The sequence below is a fragment of the Pseudomonas oplopanacis genome (assembly GCF_057128725.1).
The window spans coordinates 43,528-63,636 of record NZ_JBSKHV010000012.1 but is presented as its reverse complement, the minus strand read 5'-3'; the positions used below and the strand labels follow the sequence as shown (position 1 = coordinate 63,636).

Sequence of the window (20,109 nt, the reverse complement as noted above, 5' to 3'; positions counted from 1 at the left end):
TGAACATGACCAGGCAACAGCAAGTGGTGATTGTCGGCGGCGGCGTGATCGGGCTGCTGACGGCGTTCAATCTCGCGTCTGAAGTGCGCAGCGTGGTGCTGCTGGATCGTTCGAACGTTGGGCAGGAGTCGTCATGGGCCGGGGGCGGGATTGTTTCGCCGCTCTATCCGTGGCGCTACAACCCGGCGGTCACTGCTCTGGCCCATTGGTCCCAGGATTTTTATCCACAGCTCGGTGAGCGATTGTTCGCTGCGACCGGAGTCGATCCTGAAGTTCACACCACCGGCCTGTACTGGCTGGACCTGGATGACGAAGCTGAGGCACTGGCGTGGGCCAAACGGGAAAACCGTCCGCTGCGGGCTGTGGATATCTCGGCGGCTCACGATGCAGTGCCAGTGTTGGCCGCGGGGTTCTCGCGGGCGATCTACATGGCCGATGTGGCCAATGTGCGCAATCCGCGGCTGGTGAAGTCGCTGAAGGCTGCGTTGCTGGCGCTGCCGAATGTGACCATCCACGAGCAGTGCGAAGTCAGCGGGTTTATTCGTGAAGGCGATCAAGTCGTTGGCGTGCAGACGTCGACGGGGGCCATTCAGGGTGATCAAGTGGTGCTGACCGCTGGTGCCTGGAGCGGTGATTTACTCAAAGGCCTGGGCCTGGCGCTGCCGGTCGAACCGGTGAAAGGGCAGATGATTTTGTACAAGTGCGCGGCAGATTTTCTGCCGAGCATGGTGCTGGCCAAGGGGCGTTACGCGATTCCCCGCCGCGACGGGCACATTTTGATCGGCAGCACGCTGGAGCATGAAGGCTACGACAAGACGCCGACCGATTCGGCGTTGGAAAGCCTGAAGGCATCGGCGGTGGAGTTGATTCCCGCATTGGCGGATGCCGAAGTCGTCGGGCACTGGGCCGGGTTGCGGCCGGGCTCGCCGGAAGGCATTCCTTACATTGGTCAGGTGCCCGGGTTTGAGGGGCTTTGGCTCAATTGCGGGCATTACCGCAATGGGTTGGTGTTGGCGCCGGCGTCGTGTCAGTTGTTTGCGGATGTGATGCTGGGGCGTGAGCCGATTATTGATCCCAAGCCGTACGCGCCGACCGGGCGGATCTAGTCGCAGGATCTTCGGCGACTGTCATTGCCTTCGCGAGCAGGCTCGCTCCCACACTGGATCTGTGAGCTATGCAAAATCCTTGTGGGAGCGAGCCCGCTCGCGAAGGGGCCCTCAATCCAACCCTAGTTTCTTGAGCCTGTAACGCATCGACCTGAACGAAAGATTCAACCGCTGAGCCGCCGCAGTACGGTTCCAGCGGGTTTCCTCCAGCGCCTGGAGAATGACTTTGCGCTCGACGTTTTCCAGATAGTCTTCCAGATTGTCGATCTGCGTCAGGTCCGGAACCCCGCCTTCTGCCGCGCAATTACCCTCGGCCAGTCGTAAGTCGCTGGCTTCGATCTGCTTGTTCTCGCACAAGGTGTGAGCCCGTTCGAGCACGTTCTCCAGTTCCCGCACATTGCCTGGAAACCGATAACTTTTCAGCGCATCCAGTGCGAGCGGATGGAGTGTCGCGGCAGGTCGGCCACTGTCGGCCGCCAAGCGCCTGAGCACATGGCTGGCCAATGCCTCGATGTCGTCACGGCGTTCGCGCAAGGGCGGAACCCGCAGTTCGATGACATTGAGCCGGTAGTACAAATCCTGACGAAAACGCTCGGCGGCGATTTCGGCCTCAAGGTCTTTGTGGGTGGCGCAAAGGATGCGCACGTCGACCACGGTTTCCTGTTGCTCACCAATACTGCGCACGGCTTTTTCCTGAATCGCACGCAGCAGTTTGACCTGCATCGCCAACGGCAAATCCGCGACCTCATCGAGGAACAGCGTGCCGCCCTGGGCGGCCTGGAACAGTCCGCGCTTGTCTTCGATGGCGCCGCTGAAACTGCCTTTGCGATGCCCGAAGAACTCGCTTTCCATCAGCTCTGACGGAATCGCCCCACAATTGACCGGGACGAAGGGGTGATGGGCTCGCGGGCCTTGTTCGTGGATCAGTCTTGCAACCAGCTCCTTGCCGCTGCCGGATTCGCCGCTAATGTACACCGGCGCTTGGCTGCGGGCGAGTTTGTCGATGTGTTTGCGCAGGTTACGCATGGGCAGTGAGTTGCCCAGCAGCCGGCGATCAATCGCCGTACTGGCGTCGGTAGGGGCGGGCAGGCGCAGGGCGCTGGTGACCAACTCCCGCAGGCGAGTGAGGTCGACCGGTTTGGTCAGGAAATCGAAGGCGCCGGCCTTGAGCGCGTTGATCGCTGTTTCAAGGCTGCCGTAGGCGGTGATCATCGCCACCGGCACCTGTGCGTAACGCTGTTGGATGTGCTGCACCAGCTCAAGGCCGGTACCGTCGGGCAGGCGCATGTCGGTCAGGCACAGATCGAAGGTTTCCCGGGCCAGCAACGCTTGCGCATCGCCCAGGTTACGGGCACTGAAGGTATCGAGTTTCATCCGTCCCAGGGTGATTTCCAGGAGTTCGCGGATATCCGGTTCGTCGTCGACGATCAGGACTTTGGGCCGTGGGCTCATGTTCAACTTTGTTTCCGTCCGTGAGCAAAAGTGATGCGAAAGCAGCCGCCGCCTTGGCGTGGTTTGAAGTCTAGGCGGGCCTGGTTGCTTTCGCACAGCTCACGGGACAGATAAAGCCCCAGGCCTGTGCCTTGGCTACTGGTGGTGAAAAACGGTTCGAACAAATGCCCCTGCTGGTCTGGCGCCACGCCGGGGCCGTCGTCCACAACCTCGAGAATCGGCAATTGGCTGTCGGCATCGACAAACAACTTGAGCCAGACCTGAGCCGTGTGGTGATTCAGGGCGCTGTGGCGCCAGGCATTTCGCAACAAATTGTCCAGGACCTGAGTGAGCTGGTTCGGGTCCATCAAGGTGTTGAAGTCGCCGGAACCCATACACAGGTGGATCTGCCGGGCGTCGTTCGCGTTCTCACGGGTTTCAGCGACGAACCGTTCCAGCCACGGCTTCAGGTCCAGCCGTTGCGGGATGGTTTGCTGGCGGCGGGACAGTTGCAGGACGTTTTCGATAACCCGATTCATTCGCTGAGAGTGGTCTTGAATAATCTGGGTCAGACGCCGATCCGCCCCGTTGAGTTCCTCGGATTCGCGCAGCAATTGCGCGGCATGACTAATGGCACCCAATGGATTGCGGATTTCATGGGCAATACCCGCGGTCAGTCGACCGAGGGCGGCGAGTTTCAGTTGCTGTGCCTGTTGTGCGACCTGAGCGATGTCTTCGAGGAAAACCAGGGTCTGAGGACTCGGGCTTTGGTCCAGGGCAATGAAGCTGGGTTGCAACTCCAGGCCGCTGCCGGGGATTTTCAGGCTTTGCGGGCGTAAGGTCGGGTTGTTGAACCACAGCTGAAGACGTTCGACCAGCGTCGGGGAAAAGTCGTCGATCAGCCGTCCATCGAGTGCTTTGTGCCCTAGCAGGATCAAGGCGCTGTGATTGGCCAGTTGCACCCGTCGCTGTTCGTCGAGCACCAGAATGCCCGTGCGCATGCGCTGCAGGATCAACGCGTTGAGCGTTTCGAGCCCCATCACTTCGCTGGCCCGTTGTTCGGCGAGGTGCTCGCTGACTTCCAGGCGACTGCTCAGCCCTTGCACCAGCAAAGCCGCGGCAAAACACAGGGCGCCGAGCATGCCGACTTGCAGGTAATCGTTGGGGCTGGCCGGATGGCTGAAACTCAGGAGGAAACTCAAACCGACGATGCCCAGCGCGCCGACCGCGGCGATCAACAGGCCGATACGTCCACGCAGCAGGGTATTGCTGATGGCCACCGACACAATCAACAGATTGCCGATGGCGCTGGCCACTCCGCCCGCGGCGTAGAACAAACCGCAGAGCAGCAAGACATCGACTAGCGCCAGGCTGAACAGCTGCGCCGGCCGTCGGGTGTTTTCCAGAAACACCACCAGCAGAATGTTCAGTACCAGATACAGCCAGCTGCCATTGCGCAACAGGTCGTCATTGGCGAACGCCAGCAACTGGTTGTCCAGGTTGCTGGTCATCAACAGCACCAGGGTGATGCCGATGCTTAAACGGTAGAGGTGATAGAGACGCAGCAGTCGCTGCGCCTGTTTGCCGCCGGGACTGGAGGTCTCAGCGACCACTGGGGCCCGGGCCTTGCTCGAGGTGAGCCTGGCTGCAATACCACTGTTGTTGAAGGCTCAGCGCGCGGTCGCGGGGCAGGTGCACGCCGCAATGGGCGCAACGGACCATGGGAGCAGCCTCCAGTTCGGCGGAGGACCTTGGGGCGTTAGCCGCGCCCTTGAACTTGCGCCAGAACCATACTGCAGCGGCAATCAGGGCGATCCAGAACAGTAAACGAAGCATGGTGAGCTGCTTTATGACGAGTGATTCAGCAGTTTAGCCAAGGTCATGCCGAGCGCACAGCGTAATCATCACGCCCACAAAAAAGGAGCCTCGCGAGGCTCCTTTTTGTACAACCTGAGGTGTCAGTCGAACACGCCAAAGGTCATGTAGCTGAACCACGAACGGTCGCTGTTGTTGCCTTCGGACTCGTGTTGCTCTTCTTCGACGGCGTCGCCATTGCCATCTTTAGGCTTGAGCTCGCTCGGAATCGCGTCCTTGGCATCCTGGAACTGCTTCTGCACGTCCTGGTTGGCGCGGGTTTCACCCGGCGGCAGCGGCGGACGGGATTCGATCAGGCCCAGGGTGGCCTTGCTCAACCACGAACGGTTGTCGGCTTCGGCAACCGAAGGCTGGAACTGACCGTCCACCAGGCTTGGGTGGTTCGGGTAGTTGAGCTTCAGGGTTTCGAGGCTGGTGGCTGCCAATTCGTCCAGGTGCAGACGCTGGTAGGCTTCAGTCATGACCGCCAGGCCGTCACCGACGGACGGGGTTTCCTGGAAGTTTTCCACCACGTAACGGCCACGGTTCGCGGCGGCGACATAGGCCTGACGGGTCAGGTAGTAGTCGGCAACGTGAATCTCGTAGGAGGCCAGCAGGTTGCGCAGGTAAATCATGCGCTGCTTGGCATCCGGCGAGTAGCGGCTGTTGGGGAAGCGGCTGGTCAGCTGGGCGAACTCGTTGTAGGAGTCGCGAGCGGCACCCGGGTCACGCTTGGTCATGTCCAGCGGCAGGAAGCGCGCCAGCAGGCCGACGTCCTGGTCGAAAGATGTCAAACCTTTCAGATAGTAGGCGTAGTCCACGTTCGGATGCTGTGGGTGCAAGCGAATGAAACGCTCGGCAGCAGACTTGGCGGCTTCAGGCTCGGTGTTCTTGTAGTTGGCGTAAATGAGCTCGAGTTGAGCCTGATCAGCGTAGCGACCGAACGGATAGCGCGATTCCAGAGCCTTCAACTTGGCAATGGCGCTGGTATAGCTACTATTGTCCAGATCGTTCTGAGCCTGCTGGTACAGCTCGACTTCGCTAAGGTTTTCGTCTACGACTTCCTTCGATGAGCAAGCAGCGGTCAATGCGAGGATGGCGATCAGCAGCAGGTGTTTCACTTGCATGGCGGCTTGCGTCCCTATGACGGCCGCTGTCTTGGGCGGGGCCGTCCTGTTATGATGAGCGCCCCGTTGAATAGCCTCGGGGCAAAAGACGCCGTATTTAACCACAAGCGCGCAGCCGAAACCAAAGGCTGTGCCGACGCCTAGTCTGAGCATGTCCGATAAAATTGAACTTCGCGCAGAGGTGCCGTCCGAATTGGGCGGCCAACGCCTCGATCAAGTCGCCGCACAATTATTCGCTGAGCACTCGCGCTCGCGCCTTTCCGCCTGGATCAAAGACGGCCGCCTGACTGTGGATGGGGCGGTTATCCGCCCGCGAGACATCGTTCACGGTGGCGCCATTCTTGAACTGACCGCCGAGCAGGAAGCTCAGGGCGAATGGATCGCTCAAGACATCGAACTGGACATCGTCTATGAAGACGACGACATCCTGGTGATCAACAAACCTGCGGGTCTGGTGGTGCATCCGGCTGCCGGCCACGCTGATGGCACCTTGCTCAACGCCTTGCTGCACCACGTGCCGGACATTATCAATGTGCCCCGCGCCGGTATCGTGCATCGCCTGGACAAGGACACCACCGGTCTGATGGTGGTGGCCAAGACCATTCAGGCGCAGACACAGCTTGTCACGCAATTGCAGAGCCGCAGCGTAAGCCGGATCTACGAATGCATCGTGATCGGCGTGGTGACGGCAGGCGGCAAGATCAACGCGCCGATCGGTCGTCACGGCCAGCAACGCCAGCGCATGGCGGTGATGGAAGGCGGCAAGCAAGCCGTCAGCCACTACCGCGTGCTTGAGCGTTTCCGCTCCCACACTCACGTGCGGGTGAAGCTGGAAACCGGTCGTACCCACCAGATTCGTGTGCACATGGCCCACATCAACTACCCGTTGGTCGGAGACCCTGCCTACGGCGGTCGCTTCCGTATCCCGCCGGCAGCCAGTGTGACCATGGTCGAGTCGTTGAAGGCGTTCCCGCGTCAGGCCCTGCATGCGCGGTTCCTGGAGCTGGATCACCCGACCACCGGTAAACGCATGAGCTGGGAATCGCCACTGCCGGACGATTTCGTCTGGTTGCTGACTCTGCTCAAGCAAGACCGTGAGGCGTTCATCGGATGAGTGACTGGCTGATTCCCGACTGGCCTGCGCCTGCCGGGGTGAAAGCCTGCGTGACCACCCGTGCGGGCGGCGTCAGTCTGGCGCCGTTCGACAGCCTCAATCTAGGCGATCACGTCGACGACAGCCCCGAAGCTGTGGCCGAAAATCGCCGTCGTCTCACCGATCATTTCTCTATTCAACCGGCCTGGCTGCAACAGGTTCACGGCATTGCCGTGGCCCACGCGGACCCAGGCCAGGTCGTCACTGCTGACGCCAGTTGGACAGCCACGCCCGGTATTGCCTGCGCTTCAATGACCGCTGACTGTTTGCCGGCGCTGTTCTGCGACCGTGCCGGCACGCGCGTTGCGGCCGCCCATGCCGGCTGGCGCGGGCTGGCGGCGGGTGTGCTGGAAGCGACGCTCGACAGTCTGGACGTCCCGCCCGCAGACGTGCGGGTCTGGCTCGGCCCGGCCATTGGCCCCAAAGCCTTTGAAGTCGGCCCGGAAGTGCGCGAAACCTTTGTCGAGCAATTGCCTGAAACCGCGAAAGCTTTCGAGCCAAGTCAAAACGCCGGCAAGTTCATGGCCGATATCTACGAGCTGGCGCGTTTGCGCCTCGCAGCTCGTGGTGTCACGGCTGTTTACGGTGGCGGTTTCTGCACCGTGACCGATCCGCGCTTCTTTTCTTACCGCCGCAGTCCACGCACCGGTCGGTTTGCCTCCCTTGTCTGGTTGGAACGCTAGACTTCCCTGATCTGCATCAACTGATCGACGCTTGAAACTCCCAGAATCGACCGCATCTATAACGGTATCTGGCAGGTTTCTTCATTCAGGATGTTTTATAGGTCCGGCCTGCTCAAAAGGAAGGTGACCCATGCGTATAGATCGTTTAACCAGCAAATTGCAGTTAGCACTCTCCGACGCCCAATCCCTGGCTGTCGGCCTCGACCATCCCGGCATCGAGCCGGCACACTTGATGCAGGCCATGCTCGAACAGCAGGGTGGTTCGATCAAACCCCTGCTGATGCAGGTCGGTTTCGACGTCAACAGCCTGCGTAAAGAGCTGACCAAAGAGCTCGACCAGCTGCCGAAAATCCAGAACCCGACCGGCGACGTGAACATGTCGCAGGATCTGGCGCGTCTGCTCAATCAGGCTGATCGCCTGGCCCAGCAGAAGGGCGACCAGTTCATCTCCAGCGAACTCGTGCTGCTCGCCGCCATGGACGAGAACAGCAAGCTCGGCAAATTGTTGCTGGGGCAGGGCGTGAGCAAGAAGGCCCTGGAAAACGCGATCAACAACCTGCGTGGTGGCGAAGCGGTCAACGATGCCAACCACGAAGAGTCGCGCCAGGCGCTGGATAAATACACCGTCGACCTGACCAAGCGCGCCGAAGAAGGCAAGCTCGATCCGGTGATCGGCCGTGACGACGAAATTCGCCGGACCATTCAGGTCCTGCAACGCCGTACCAAGAACAACCCGGTGCTGATCGGTGAGCCTGGCGTGGGTAAAACCGCCATCGCCGAAGGCCTGGCCCAGCGCATCATCAACGGCGAAGTGCCGGACGGCCTGAAAGGCAAGCGCCTGCTGTCCCTCGATATGGGTGCGCTGATCGCCGGTGCCAAGTATCGCGGTGAGTTTGAAGAGCGCCTGAAATCGCTGCTCAACGAGCTGTCGAAGCAGGAAGGTCAGATCATTCTGTTCATCGACGAACTGCACACCATGGTCGGCGCCGGTAAAGGCGAAGGTTCGATGGATGCGGGCAACATGCTCAAGCCTGCGCTGGCGCGCGGCGAGCTGCATTGCGTCGGCGCGACCACGCTCAACGAGTACCGCCAATATATAGAGAAGGACGCGGCCCTCGAGCGGCGCTTCCAGAAAGTGTTGGTGGACGAGCCGAGTGAAGAGGACACCATCGCGATTCTGCGTGGCCTCAAAGAACGTTACGAGGTTCACCACAAGGTGGCGATCACCGACGGCGCGATCATTGCCGCGGCCAAACTCAGTCATCGCTACATCACGGACCGTCAGTTGCCGGACAAGGCCATCGACCTGATCGACGAAGCGGCCAGCCGCATCCGCATGGAGATCGACTCCAAGCCGGAAGTGCTCGACCGTCTGGAACGTCGCCTGATTCAGTTGAAGGTGGAATCCCAGGCGCTGAAGAAAGAAAGCGATGAAGCGGCGATCAAGCGCCTGGAAAAACTCCAGGAAGAAATCGTCCGCCTCGAACGTGAGTATTCGGACCTCGAAGAAATCTGGAATTCGGAAAAAGCCGAAGTCCAGGGTTCTGCGCAGATCCAGCAGAAAATCGAACAGTCCCGTCAGGAACTGGAAGCCGCGCGCCGTAAAGGCGACCTGAACCGCATGGCCGAGCTGCAATACGGGGTAATCCCGGACCTGGAGCGCAGCCTGCAAATGGTCGACCAGCACGGTAAAAGCGAGAACCAGTTGCTGCGCAGCAAGGTGACTGAGGAAGAAATCGCTGAAGTCGTGTCGAAGTGGACCGGCATCCCCGTGTCGAAAATGCTCGAAGGCGAGCGCGACAAGCTGATGAAGATGGAAAGCCTGTTGCACCAGCGTGTGATCGGCCAGGACGAAGCGGTGATCGCGGTTTCCAACGCGGTGCGCCGTTCGCGGGCCGGGTTGTCCGACCCGAATCGCCCGAGCGGTTCGTTCATGTTCCTCGGCCCGACCGGTGTCGGTAAAACCGAGCTGTGCAAGGCACTCGCCGAGTTCCTCTTTGATACTGAAGAGGCGATGGTGCGGATCGACATGTCCGAGTTCATGGAAAAACATTCCGTGGCCCGGCTGATTGGTGCGCCACCAGGCTATGTGGGCTATGAAGAGGGCGGTTACCTGACCGAGGCGGTGCGTCGCAAGCCTTACTCGGTGATCCTCCTGGACGAGGTCGAGAAGGCCCACCCGGATGTGTTCAACATCTTGCTGCAAGTGCTGGAAGATGGCCGCCTGACCGACAGCCATGGCCGCACGGTGGATTTCAAGAACACCGTGATCGTCATGACGTCCAACCTGGGCTCGGTGCAGATCCAGGAACTGGTCGGTGATCGTGAGGCACAGCGCGCGGCGGTGATGGATGCGATTTCCACCCACTTCCGGCCGGAGTTCATCAACAGGGTCGACGAAGTGGTGATCTTCGAGCCATTGGCGCGGGATCAGATCGCGGGCATTACCGAGATCCAGTTGGGTCGCCTGCGCAGTCGCCTGACCGAGCGTGAGCTGAAACTGGAGCTGAGTCCTGAGGCCATGGATAAGCTGATCGCGGTGGGTTACGACCCGGTGTACGGCGCACGTCCGCTCAAACGAGCGATTCAGCGCTGGATCGAGAACCCGCTGGCTCAGTTGATTCTGTCGGGTCGTTTCTTGCCCGGCGATACCGCCAAGGGTGTGGTGGAAAACGACGAAATCGTATTCGTCTGACCCATCCAGGCAACAAAACTGACGAGGCCTCGCATTGCGAGGCCTTTTTTTCGCCAGGCTGTTGAACTCTAAGGAAAAGGCTTGTAAAGTGCGCCCCGCAGTCAGTCACCCGCCAGGGTTTCCGCTCCCCAAGCAGGAATCCAAAATAAGTTGCAAATCATTAACTTGAAAGCAATTTAGGGGGTTGACAGAGGTGCTGAAGATTGTAGAATAGCGCGCCTCAGACACACGAACGCAGCGATGCGAACGGGTCGAAGAGAACGCAAAAGCTTCACCGTTGTAAATTGAAATATGTAGTTCCGTGATAGCTCAGTCGGTAGAGCAAATGACTGTTAATCATTGGGTCCCAGGTTCGAGTCCTGGTCACGGAGCCAATTTCAAACCGGGGTATAGCGCAGTCCGGTAGCGCGCCTGCTTTGGGAGCAGGATGTCAGGAGTTCGAATCCCCTTACCCCGACCATTTTTGGGTCGTTAGCTCAGTTGGTAGAGCAGTTGGCTTTTAACCAATTGGTCGTAGGTTCGAATCCCACACGACCCACCATTTTTGAAACCAGTTAACGCTGGGATCAGATCTTAAGATCAGAGGCCAAAAGTCCTGATCGAAGAAGGCGACTTGTAAAGGTCGCCTTTTTTTTACCGGGGTATAGCGCAGTCCGGTAGCGCGCCTGCTTTGGGAGCAGGATGTCAGGAGTTCGAATCCCCTTACCCCGACCATATTAAAAATCCTCGTATCGAAAGATACGGGGATTTTTTTTGTCTGCCGCTTTTTATCTACCGCTTTTTGTTTACCGAAAATGCGATTCCCTTCAAGTCATCGTACAACTTGCCGATAGCGAAGCGACGGGGTTCTGCCGACACACGCCCCTTATCCAGGCCATTACAAGAAAAGGGCGTTCGTTATGTTGCTTCGTCAGTTGAATATTGCTCCTCGGGCGGCCTTGGGGTTTGCCCTGATTGCCGTGTTGGTCGCCTTGCTCGGCGTGTTTGCGCTGGGGCAGATGTCGAGCATTCGCGAGAGTGAGGTGGCGGTGGAGAAGCAATGGTTGCCGAGCATTCGCGGTGGCGACGAGATCCGCGAGCTCATGCTGCGCATCCGCACCATTTCCCTGCGCATGGCCCTGGATCAGGACCCCAAGAACATTCCTCAATACCGCAGCCAGATGGATACCCGGGACAAGGAACTCAGCGATCGGATCGCCGCGTACGACAAGCTGGTAAACACTGCCGAAGGCAAGGCGTTGTATGACCAGTTCAAAACCACCTTCGCGGCTTACCGTTCCGGTATTGCCCAATCGTTTTCCCTCGCGGAACAAGGTCGCCGTGACGAGCTGACCAAACTGCTGCTGATCGACATGAAAACCGTGGTCGATGGCTCCGGCAAACAGCTCAATGACCTGGCAGACCTGTTCGCCAGGCAAGTCGCCGCTGAAAGCGAGAAATCCGCCGTGCATTACGACACCTCGCGAATGATCGTCAGCCTGTTCATCGCGTTGGCGGCACTGGCCACCGTCGGCCTGGCCATGCTGCTGACCCGCAGCATCGTCAAACCCTTGAGCGAAGCGTTGCAGGCTGCGGAAAACGTGGCCCGTGGCGACCTCACGCGTCCGATCGAAACCCATGGCAACGACGAAGTCAGCCGCTTGCTCAAGGCGCTGGCGACCATGCAGCAGAACCTGCGCGAAACCTTGCAAGGCATCAGCGGCTCGGCGGCGCAACTGGCCACGGCAGCGGACGAGTTGAACGCGGTCACCCTCGACAGCACGCAGAACCTTCAGCAACAGAACAACGAGATCGAACAGGCCGCCACCGCCGTCAACGAAATGACCACGGCAGTGGAGGAGGTTGCTCGCAATGCGGTGTCGACGTCCGACGCTACGCGACAATCCAGCGAATCCGCCCATGCCGGTCAGGCGCGCGTCAGCGAAACGGTCACGGCCATCGGTGCGCTGGCCAGTGATGTGCAAGTGACGGGAGGTCTGGTGCAGTCCTTGGCCAACCAGTCGCAAGACATTGGCAAGGTGCTGGATGTGATTCGCGCGATTGCCGAGCAGACCAATCTGCTGGCACTTAATGCGGCCATCGAAGCGGCACGCGCCGGGGAAAGCGGTCGAGGATTTGCGGTGGTGGCTGATGAAGTTCGCGCACTGGCTTATCGCACGCAGCAATCGACACAGGAAATCGAACAAATGGTGCAAGGCATGCGCAGTGGCTCGACCCAGGCGCTGGATTCGATGCAGGCGAGCTCAACTCGCGCAGCGACGACTCTGGCCTTGGCCGAGCGTGCAGGCGAGGCGTTGCAGACGATCACGGACTCGGTTCACCAGATCCATGAACGCAATCTGGTGATCGCCAGCGCGGCTGAAGAACAAGCCCAGGTGGCGCGAGAAGTGGACCGCAATCTGGTGAACATTCGCGACCTGTCCGTGCGCTCCGCTGCCGGGGCCAATCAGACCAGTGCCTCCAGCCATGAGCTCTCACGCCTGGCCAATTCGTTGAGCACCATGGTGCAGCGCTTCCAGGTGTAAATTCGCCAGACGAAAAAAAGCCCCGCTTCTCGGTGGAGAAAGCGGGGCGTGGTGCTCAGAGGCTTAGGCGCCGTCTTGGTCTTTCAGGTGTTCGAACAAACCTTTTGGCATTTTCTTGCCGTTGGCTTCGTAGTTGGCTTTCACGTTATCGAACGCTTCTTGCTCGTCGATGAAGCCATCGTGGTTGGTGTCGATCTTGTCGAAGTTGGACTTCGGCGCGACAGCCTGGAATTCAGCGCGGGAGACCTTGCCGTCGCCATCAGTGTCGGTCTTGGCCATCGACGCATCGCCACACTTGCCTTCGCCACATTTGCCTTCAGGGGTTTTCACCACCTGTTCAGCCGAGGCCAGCAGATAACCTTGAGTCAGCGGCTGCGAAGCGAATACAGAGCCGGTCAACATCATGCCGCCTGCCAGAACAGCGCCAAGCAGACCGATAGTGTTTTTGGTAGTACGGGACATTTCAATTCTCCTGGGTTGCACGACACAACCACTTGATAAAGGGTTGCCACGTAAGTGCGGCGACAACCGAAGCGGGCGGGTTGCCTTGCTCGGGTGTGGCCATTTAGCGGGATGGGTGTATCGCTACTGTGTCGCGCAAGGGGGGAGTTTGTAAGCGAAGGGGCGAAACGCGGGGCGGGATACAGTGAGACACAGATTTACAGGGCACTGAATAACAAATGTGGGAGCGAGCCTGCTCGCGAAAGCGGTGTAACAGTCAACATAGAGGTTGAATGTAATGGCCTCTTCGCGAGCAGGCTCGCTCCCACAGGGGATGTGTATCAGTGCAATTTGAGTCGCGGCTCAGTCCCGCGCCCGATTTTGCTGCCCAGCATCAGCATCGCCGTACGGAACGCGCCATACAGCGCCATCTGGTGCATGCGGTACAGCGACACGTAAAACATCCGTGCCAGCCAGCCTTCCAGCATCACGCTGCCCGTCAGGTTACCCATCAAGTTACCCACAGCCGAAAAACGCGACAGCGAGATCAACGAGCCGTAATCGGTGTACTTGTACTCCGGCAACGCCTTGCCTTCGATCCGCAGCTTCAGCGATTTGGCCAGCAACGACGCCTGCTGATGCGCCGCCTGAGCGCGCGGCGGCACATTGCGATCGGTACCCGGTTGCGGGCAGGCCGCGCAATCGCCGAACGCGAAGATGTTCTCGTCGCGGGTGGTTTGCAGGGTCGGCAGCACTTGTAGCTGGTTGATGCGGTTGGTTTCCAGGCCATCGATATCCTTGAGGAAGCCCGGTGCACGAATCCCCGCAGCCCAGACCTTCAGGCTAGCGTTGATCACTTGGCCATCGGCGGTGATCAGGCTATCGGCCGTCACTTCACTGACCGCCGCATTGGTCATGACGTTGACCCCGAGTTTCTCCAGGGTTTTATGCACAGGCCCGCCAATACGTTCCGGCAGGGCCGGCAATACCCGAGGACCGGCTTCGATCAAGGTAATGTGCATGTTTTCCGGTTTGATCCGGTCAAGACCGTAAGCGGCCAATTCATGCGCCGCGTTGTGCAGCTCGGCGGCCAGTTCAACACCGGTGGCACCGGCGCCGACGATGGCCACGCTGATCTGTTCGACCTTGTCGGTCTGCCCGGCATGGGCACGCAGATAATGGTTGAGCAGTTGCTGGTGGAAACGCTCGGCCTGTTTGCGGGTGTCGAGGAACAGGCAATGCTGAGCCGCGCCCTGGGTGCCGAAATCGTTGGTGGTGCTGCCGACCGAGATCACCAGCGAGTCGTAACCCACTTCACGGGCCGGCACCAATTCCAGGCCTGCTTCGTCGTAAGTGGCGGCCAGCTGGATTTTTTTCTGCGTGCGATCGAGCCCGCTCATGCGCCCCAGCTGGAACTCGAAGTGGTTCCATTTGGCTTGGGCAACATAGTTGAGTTCGTCTTCGGAAGAGTTCAGCGACCCGGCCGCCACTTCGTGCAGCAGCGGTTTCCAGATGTGGGTCAGGTTCGCGTCGACCAGCATCACACTGGCCGTGCCACGCTTGCCCAGAGTCTTACCCAGACGGGTAGCCAACTCCAGACCGCCGGCGCCGCCGCCGACAATAACAATACGATGGGACATGGGGATAACTCGCAAGGCTAAAAGAAATCGGTACGGTTATCCGAGCGAGCGCAAGGCAGCTCATAGCGTCAGATAACTGATAAATCGGCTCAACAGGCCCAGGCCTATGGTCACTGCCAACACCACCACCAGGAGCATCCACGGCCGGAAAGGCCGGCGCTCGACTTGGTGCTGGGACAAGTGCAGGTACTCTTCGACATGCTTTTGGTCGTCGGGGTTCAGGCGGCTGGTCATAAAGGCCTCGTCAGTAGACGTTGCTGAATGTGTAGAAGCTACAGGCGGATTTAACGCACGTTGAACGGAGCATAGCCGCTGTCCGGGATGGGCTCGACGCTCACCGTGTCGTCCAGTCGAATGATTCCACTTTGTATCACCCGGGCGGTGATTCCGCCATGGCCGCGCACAGCCTGAAAAGTCCCGGGGCCGAGGTTGTTCTGCAGGCGCGCGCAAGGCTGGCACCAACCGGTGGTTTCGAAAATCGCCTGGCCGATCCGGAAGCGCCGGCCCTTGAGGCTGAACAGGTTGATACCGCTGATAACGAGGTTGCGCCGCAAATCATTAGGTAAAACCGGTTGATCGTCCGGGCGGCCCATCAGCGAACTGATGACGGCCAAGTGTTCCCATTGAATCAATGTCACCTGCCGTGCATTACGCACGCCGGGACGGGCTCGATCGCCAGTCAAACCGGCCTCGAGTCGTGCTTCCACGGCATCCAGCTCGATCATCGGTATGTGAGGTTCGGGGCGCACACCGATCCAGCGGACACGGCCGGTTTGCGGGACGTGTGCGATCAATTCCTGCAATGGGCTCACAGGCTGATACCGACATCGAAGACGATGCTGCGCCCCAGGTTACTGCGCAGGAAATCCGGGGCATCCGGGTGCGCGAACAGCACTCGGGCGAATGTCGGGCCGACCAGCGACAACGAACGCCAGCCCTGGCGCAAATATTCGGTGGGCGGCGGAAAGTGACTGTTGAGGTCCAGCACTTCGCGCTTGAGGCTGGCGAAGGCGATGATGTCGAGCTCCCCCAGGTCCATGCCGCGTTCTTTGTAGTTGTGCGCTTTTTTGCGCAAGGTCGGCGCCAGTCGCAGCAAAAACTCATTAGCGGGAATGCGTTTGGGTTTGGCTTCGCGTCGCACCAACTGGCTCAGGGAAAACGCGCTGCGCCGACGTTGTAGCTCGTCGCGCCATTCGTCGTTCAGGCGCCGGCCCTCATCGAGCACGAAGAACACTTCGAAATTCGCCTCGCGAAACAACACGTCCGGCGGCTCGCCGGCCGGGGCGAATTCGTCGGCGCGGTAGGGAATGTTCAGGCCTTGCAGCAGGCGCTGGCACACCCAACGCTCACGCTCCCATTTGCGGGCATTGGAGAGGAACGCGTTGGCTTGCTCGGCCGCGATGGTCAGCAGGCGTAAGTAATCTGAGTCATCCATAGGCCCAAGCTTAGCGTTCAAATGCGACAAGCAGAAAGCTTTGCATCGGCTAGAGCGACTTTTGTGCCGGTGTAGACTGCTGGGCACAGAGCCGTTATCACACAAGGAGTCTGCGGTGGAGTTCAAGGGGTTGCCCACATGATTGGCGCAGAGTTGCTGTCACCTGAAACGCTGACGGTCGGCTGGCTGATCTATGCGCCCGTGCTGCTCTGGGCGATCTGGCGTGCGCCATGGGTTGAGTTGTTCACCGACAGTCGGCGCCAGCATTTGCTGTTCGGCACGGTGTTCGCGCTGTTCATGCTGTGGCTGGTGCGGCGGGATTTCGATACTGGCGTGTCTTATCACTTCATCGGCATGACCGCCGTGACCTTGCTGCTGGACTGGCCGCTGGCAATCGTCGGCGGCTTGATTGCGCAGCTCGGGCTGGTGCTGCTCGGACGTCAGGACCTGATCGCCGTGGGGGTGAACGGGGCGCTGCTGATCTTGTTGCCAGTGCTGGTCACCGAGTGCGTCGCCATCCTGGTAGAGCGCGCGCAACCGCGAAATCCCTTTGTGTATATCTTCTGTTCGGGCTTTTTTGCCGCCGCGCTGTCGGCGTTGTTGTGCCTGCTGCTGGCGCTGTGGGTGCTGTGGTACGACGAAATTTTTGTCATGCCATATTGGCTGGAAGACTTTATCGGCTATCTGTGGCTGCTGATTTTTCCGGAAGCGTTCATCAACGGCATGATCGTCAGCGCGCTGGTGGTGTTTTGTCCGGAATGGCTGGAGACGTTCAACCGCACACGCTACCTGTCGGCTCCCTGGAAAGACGACGATCCGAAGTCTTGATCCACATCAAATCAACTAAACGCCGGCGAACTCATGCTCGAGCAAACCTTGAGGAGCATGGGCATGAGTGTGTACGAATGGGCAAGACAGGAGCTGCGTCAGAGTCTGGATGGGGCGCAGGAGGTGGGGTTTGACCCGGGGTTGAGCCTGCGCGCCTTGCTCAGCGCAGTGGTGCAACAAAGCAAGGCGGTGCGCAGTATCGAGGACCTGGCCGACGAGTTGCGCTTTCTCGCGGAAAACCTCGATGACGACCAGGACTACGGTTTTATGCGGCCCTGAACCTCAGTGGCGCGGTTCGAAGTCTTCGCTGAACATTTCGTCTTCAGCGTCCGGGCTGACCGGAATCTTGTGTTCTTCCGATGCCCAGGCGCCCAGGTCGATCAGTTTGCAGCGATCCGAGCAGAACGGCCGGAAGGTGCTGTCGGCACTCCATTCAACAGGGGCGCCACAGGTTGGGCAATTGACGGTTGGGGTCTGGCTCATGACTGGCCTCCACGCAAAGTAAGGTAAAAGTGATGCAGGCGTTCGACCTCGCTGTGCAGCCAGGCGAGGTCGCGGTCGTTGACCACCACATCGTCGGCATGGCTCACACGGTCCTCGCGGCTGGACTGGGCCTTGAGGATCGCCTGGACCTGTTGCTCGCTGGTCTGGTCACGCTGCAAGGTGCGTTCGATTTGTAACTGTTGCGGGGCATCGATCACCAAAACCCGATGGGTCATGGAGTACTGCCCGGACTCGATCAGCAGTGGCGAAACCAGAATCGCGTAAGGCGATTGTGCCTTCGCCAGATTGTGTGCGATTTCTTCACCGATCAACGGATGCAGCAGGCCTTCGAGCCACAGGCGTTCCTGCGGCACTTCAAAAATCAATTTTCGAAGAGCGGCGCGGTCCAGTTGCCCATCGGCTTGCAACACGCCGGGTCCGAAGTGCTCGGCGATGGCGGCCAGCGCCGGGCGCCCCGGTTCCACCACCCAGCGCGCCGCGTGATCAGCGTCGACGACGTGAATGCCGAGGTCGATGAAGTGTTGGGCCGCCGCGCTTTTGCCGCTGCCGATGCCGCCGGTCAGGCCGAGAATCCAGGGTTTTTCCACAGGGGTATTCATTTCAAACCGACAAACTGCCAATAGAAGTCGGTTATTTGACCACCCCAGAGCAAGGCAATCCAGCCGGCAATCGCCAGATAGGGGCCAAAGGGGATTGGCGACGAGGTTTTCGCGTCGCGCAGACGCAACAAAATCACCCCGAGAATGGCGCCTACCAGCGATGACAGCAGGATCGTCAGGGGCAAAATCTGCCAGCCGCCCCAGGCACCGAGCATGGCCAATAATTTGAAATCACCGTGGCCGATCCCGTCTTTGCCGGTGATCAACTTGAACAGCCAGTACACCGACCACAACGCCATGTACCCGGCCACAGCCCCCCAGAGCGCTTCATGCAGTGAGACGAAAACGCCGAAGCTGTTGATGATCAAACCCAACCACAGCAGCGGTAATACCAGCACATCTGGCAGCAGTTGGTGCTCGGCGTCGATCAGGCTCATCGCCAGCAAACCCCAGGTCAGGATCAACACCGTGCATGCCGGCCAACCAAAACCGAAATGCCAGGCGATAAACCCCGAGAGCAGGCCGCAGGCCAGCTCGGTCAGCGGATAGCGCTTGCTGATCGGTGCGGCGCAGCTGGAGCAGCGACCGCGTAAAAACAGGTAGCTGAGCACCGGGATGTTTTCCCACGCGCGTATTCGATGGTCGCAGTGCGGGCAGTGGGAGTGGGGCAGCATCAAGTTGTAGGTCGGGCCCGGCACTTCGGGCGGCACGCCCAGCACGTGATGGGCTTGCAGCCGCCATTCGCGCTGGAGCATTTTCGGCAAGCGCCAGACCACCACATTGAGAAAACTGCCCACCACCAGGCCCACCGCCAAGGCGAAGACCACGAAGAACGCCGGGTAAACCGTGAGGATTTGAGTCAATGGCATGTCAGATCGCTGAGCCGAGTTGGAAGATGGGCAAGTACATCGCAACCACAAGGCCTCCGACGATAACACCGAGCACGACCATGATGAATGGCTCCATCAGGCTGGTGAGGTTATCGACCATGTTGTCCACTTCGTCTTCGTAGAAACTCGCGACCTTGTCGAGCATGTCGTCCAGCGCGCCGGACTCTTCGCCAATGGCCGTCATCTGAATCGCCATGTTGGGAAAGATGCCGGAGGTGCGCATGGAGAAATTCAGCTGCATGCCGGTCGACACGTCCTGCTTGATACGCAGCACCGCACGCTTGAACACGATGTTGCCAGTGGCGCCGGCCACTGAATCCAGCGCTTCGACCAGAGGCACGCCGGCGGCGAAGGTGGTCGACAGCGTGCGGGCGTAGCGGGCCACGGCAGACTTGTACATCAGCGTGCCAATCAGCGGCAGTTTCAACAGCCAGGTGTCGAGCCAGTCGCGAAACCCCGGGGATGTCCTGAAGGCGTGACGCACGCCGAAAATGCCCGCGAACAACCCGCCGAGCATTGCCCACCACCACTGCTGCATGAATTCCGACAGGCCGATGACCATCACCGTAAACGCCGGCAGTTCAGCACCAAAGCCCTTGAACACCGACTCGAACTGCGGCACGACCTTGACCAGCAAAATCCCGGTGACAATGATCGCGACGAAGACCACGGCCAGCGGGTAGGTCATGGCTTTCTTGATCTTGGCCTTGAGGCTTTCACTCTTTTCCTTGTAGGTCGCGACCCGTTCCAACAGGGTATCGAGGGCACCGGCCTGCTCGCCGGCGTCCACCAGGTTGCAGTAGAGCTCATCGAAATACTGCGGCTTCTTGCGCAGGGACGCGGCGAAGCTGTTACCCGCCGCGACTTCCTGTTTCACCTCGTCCACCAGCTTGCGCATGGCCGGGTTATCGAAGCCTTCGCCGATGATGTCGAACGACTGCAGCAGCGGTACGCCGGCTTTCATCATGGTCGCCATCTGCCGGGTGAACAGGGCAATGTCCTGAGCCTTGATGCGTTTGCCGAGGTTGAAAAACGACGCGGATTTCTTGCGCACCTTGCCGGGGTTGATGCCTTGCTTGCGCAGTTGGGCCTTGATCAACGCCGGGTTCTGGCCGCTCAACTCGCCGGTCATTTTCGTGCCTTTGCGATCTGTGCCTTCCCAGGCATAGACGCTGATTTTTGCTGCTTTGACCGCCAT

Annotated in this window: 20 protein-coding genes, 4 tRNA genes and 1 pseudogene; 12 read left to right on the top strand and 13 right to left on the bottom strand. The window is 59.6% G+C overall.

Annotation, left to right across the window (positions count from 1 at the left end; translation table 11 throughout):
- The first annotated feature begins 5 nt into the window (after positions 1 to 5).
- Positions 6 to 1,106: a glycine oxidase ThiO gene (gene thiO / locus ACWKV5_RS21950; protein WP_483842961.1), complete on the top strand. Its 1,101-nt coding sequence runs from the start codon at positions 6 to 8 to the stop codon at positions 1,104 to 1,106.
- 111 nt (positions 1,107 to 1,217) lie between these two features.
- On the opposite strand, the gene ACWKV5_RS21945 is transcribed toward thiO, so the two are convergent.
- The 4 genes from ACWKV5_RS21945 to ACWKV5_RS21930 form a co-directional block, all read right to left on the bottom strand.
- Complete coding sequence (locus ACWKV5_RS21945) at positions 1,218 to 2,558, bottom strand: sigma-54-dependent transcriptional regulator (RefSeq protein WP_483842960.1); 1,341 nt, start codon at positions 2,556 to 2,558, stop codon at positions 1,218 to 1,220.
- A 2-nt stretch (positions 2,559 to 2,560) separates the two neighbouring features.
- A complete protein-coding gene (locus tag ACWKV5_RS21940; RefSeq protein ID WP_483842959.1) occupies positions 2,561 to 4,150 on the bottom strand; it encodes a sensor histidine kinase in 1,590 nt (529 codons plus the stop codon).
- Positions 4,140 to 4,373 carry a PP0621 family protein gene (locus ACWKV5_RS21935; RefSeq protein WP_027924182.1) on the bottom strand — a complete coding sequence of 78 codons (234 nt, stop codon included), beginning with the start codon at positions 4,371 to 4,373 and terminating at the stop codon, positions 4,140 to 4,142. The genes ACWKV5_RS21940 and ACWKV5_RS21935 overlap by 11 nt, the downstream gene beginning before the upstream one ends.
- 122 nt (positions 4,374 to 4,495) lie before the next feature.
- The gene (locus ACWKV5_RS21930; protein WP_310270753.1) at positions 4,496 to 5,518 is read right to left on the bottom strand and encodes an outer membrane protein assembly factor BamD; all 1,023 of its coding nucleotides are present in this window, start codon (positions 5,516 to 5,518) and stop codon (positions 4,496 to 4,498) included.
- 151 nt (positions 5,519 to 5,669) lie between these two features.
- Here ACWKV5_RS21930 and rluD point away from each other — a divergent pair, with 151 nt between their 5' ends.
- From rluD to ACWKV5_RS21885, 9 genes and pseudogenes are all read left to right on the top strand, one after another.
- Positions 5,670 to 6,632, top strand: coding sequence for a 23S rRNA pseudouridine(1911/1915/1917) synthase RluD (rluD, locus tag ACWKV5_RS21925; protein ID WP_007942311.1), 963 nt, complete (start codon positions 5,670 to 5,672; stop codon positions 6,630 to 6,632).
- A complete protein-coding gene (pgeF, locus tag ACWKV5_RS21920; protein WP_483842958.1) occupies positions 6,629 to 7,354 on the top strand; it encodes a peptidoglycan editing factor PgeF in 726 nt (241 codons plus the stop codon). Before rluD ends, pgeF begins: the two co-directional genes overlap by 4 nt.
- Before the next feature lie 130 nt (positions 7,355 to 7,484).
- Positions 7,485 to 10,049 carry an ATP-dependent chaperone ClpB gene (gene clpB, locus ACWKV5_RS21915; protein ID WP_483842957.1) on the top strand — a complete coding sequence of 855 codons (2,565 nt, stop codon included), beginning with the start codon at positions 7,485 to 7,487 and terminating at the stop codon, positions 10,047 to 10,049.
- Positions 10,050 to 10,347: 298 nt separating this feature from the next.
- Positions 10,348 to 10,423 (top strand) — tRNA-Asn (locus ACWKV5_RS21910).
- Positions 10,424 to 10,432: 9 nt separating this feature from the next.
- Positions 10,433 to 10,509 (top strand) — tRNA-Pro (locus ACWKV5_RS21905).
- Positions 10,510 to 10,514: 5 nt separating this feature from the next.
- Positions 10,515 to 10,590, top strand: a tRNA-Lys gene (locus ACWKV5_RS21900).
- A 96-nt stretch (positions 10,591 to 10,686) separates the two neighbouring features.
- Positions 10,687 to 10,763: transfer RNA gene (locus tag ACWKV5_RS21895), tRNA-Pro, on the top strand.
- Positions 10,764 to 10,948: 185 nt separating this feature from the next.
- A pseudogene (locus tag ACWKV5_RS21890) lies at positions 10,949 to 11,719 on the top strand (MCP four helix bundle domain-containing protein); the annotation flags it as partial.
- The gene (locus ACWKV5_RS21885) at positions 11,711 to 12,574 is read left to right on the top strand and encodes a methyl-accepting chemotaxis protein (RefSeq protein WP_483843066.1); all 864 of its coding nucleotides are present in this window, start codon (positions 11,711 to 11,713) and stop codon (positions 12,572 to 12,574) included. The pseudogene ACWKV5_RS21890 and the gene ACWKV5_RS21885, both read left to right, overlap by 9 nt.
- 63 nt (positions 12,575 to 12,637) lie before the next feature.
- Here ACWKV5_RS21885 and ACWKV5_RS21880 read toward each other — a convergent pair whose 3' ends face one another.
- From ACWKV5_RS21880 to ACWKV5_RS21860, 5 genes are all read right to left on the bottom strand, one after another.
- Complete coding sequence (locus ACWKV5_RS21880; RefSeq protein WP_027924177.1) at positions 12,638 to 13,036, bottom strand: HvfA family oxazolone/thioamide-modified RiPP metallophore; 399 nt, start codon at positions 13,034 to 13,036, stop codon at positions 12,638 to 12,640.
- Between the two features lie 320 nt (positions 13,037 to 13,356).
- Positions 13,357 to 14,655: an NAD(P)/FAD-dependent oxidoreductase gene (locus ACWKV5_RS21875; protein WP_483842956.1), complete on the bottom strand. Its 1,299-nt coding sequence runs from the start codon at positions 14,653 to 14,655 to the stop codon at positions 13,357 to 13,359.
- A 60-nt stretch (positions 14,656 to 14,715) separates the two neighbouring features.
- The gene (locus ACWKV5_RS21870; protein ID WP_032833555.1) at positions 14,716 to 14,889 is read right to left on the bottom strand and encodes a DUF3094 domain-containing protein; all 174 of its coding nucleotides are present in this window, start codon (positions 14,887 to 14,889) and stop codon (positions 14,716 to 14,718) included.
- Between the two features lie 50 nt (positions 14,890 to 14,939).
- Positions 14,940 to 15,467: an MOSC domain-containing protein gene (locus ACWKV5_RS21865; RefSeq protein ID WP_483842955.1), complete on the bottom strand. Its 528-nt coding sequence runs from the start codon at positions 15,465 to 15,467 to the stop codon at positions 14,940 to 14,942.
- The gene (locus ACWKV5_RS21860) at positions 15,464 to 16,090 is read right to left on the bottom strand and encodes a DUF1780 domain-containing protein (RefSeq protein ID WP_007942303.1); all 627 of its coding nucleotides are present in this window, start codon (positions 16,088 to 16,090) and stop codon (positions 15,464 to 15,466) included. The genes ACWKV5_RS21865 and ACWKV5_RS21860 overlap by 4 nt, the downstream gene beginning before the upstream one ends.
- 138 nt (positions 16,091 to 16,228) lie before the next feature.
- Between ACWKV5_RS21860 and ACWKV5_RS21855 the strand changes: the two genes are divergently transcribed.
- Together ACWKV5_RS21855 and ACWKV5_RS21850 are read left to right on the top strand one after the other, a co-directional pair.
- Complete coding sequence (locus tag ACWKV5_RS21855) at positions 16,229 to 16,918, top strand: energy-coupling factor ABC transporter permease (protein ID WP_483842954.1); 690 nt, start codon at positions 16,229 to 16,231, stop codon at positions 16,916 to 16,918.
- 63 nt (positions 16,919 to 16,981) lie between these two features.
- Positions 16,982 to 17,197, top strand: coding sequence for a hypothetical protein (locus ACWKV5_RS21850; protein ID WP_027924171.1), 216 nt, complete (start codon positions 16,982 to 16,984; stop codon positions 17,195 to 17,197).
- A gap of 3 nt (positions 17,198 to 17,200) precedes the next feature.
- Here the strand turns inward: ACWKV5_RS21850 and yacG are convergent, their stop codons facing one another.
- From yacG to ACWKV5_RS21830, 4 genes are read right to left on the bottom strand one after another with little or no spacing between them, the layout of a single operon-like run.
- The gene (yacG, locus tag ACWKV5_RS21845; protein ID WP_094470598.1) at positions 17,201 to 17,401 is read right to left on the bottom strand and encodes a DNA gyrase inhibitor YacG; all 201 of its coding nucleotides are present in this window, start codon (positions 17,399 to 17,401) and stop codon (positions 17,201 to 17,203) included.
- Positions 17,398 to 18,021 (bottom strand): dephospho-CoA kinase, encoded by a 624-nt coding sequence (coaE, locus tag ACWKV5_RS21840; RefSeq protein WP_483842953.1) that lies wholly within the window; start codon positions 18,019 to 18,021, stop codon positions 17,398 to 17,400. The genes yacG and coaE overlap by 4 nt, the downstream gene beginning before the upstream one ends.
- Complete coding sequence (locus ACWKV5_RS21835) at positions 18,018 to 18,890, bottom strand: prepilin peptidase (RefSeq protein ID WP_483842952.1); 873 nt, start codon at positions 18,888 to 18,890, stop codon at positions 18,018 to 18,020. The genes coaE and ACWKV5_RS21835 overlap by 4 nt, the downstream gene beginning before the upstream one ends.
- A 1-nt stretch (position 18,891) precedes the next feature.
- The gene (locus ACWKV5_RS21830; protein WP_483842951.1) at positions 18,892 to 20,109 is read right to left on the bottom strand and encodes a type II secretion system F family protein; all 1,218 of its coding nucleotides are present in this window, start codon (positions 20,107 to 20,109) and stop codon (positions 18,892 to 18,894) included.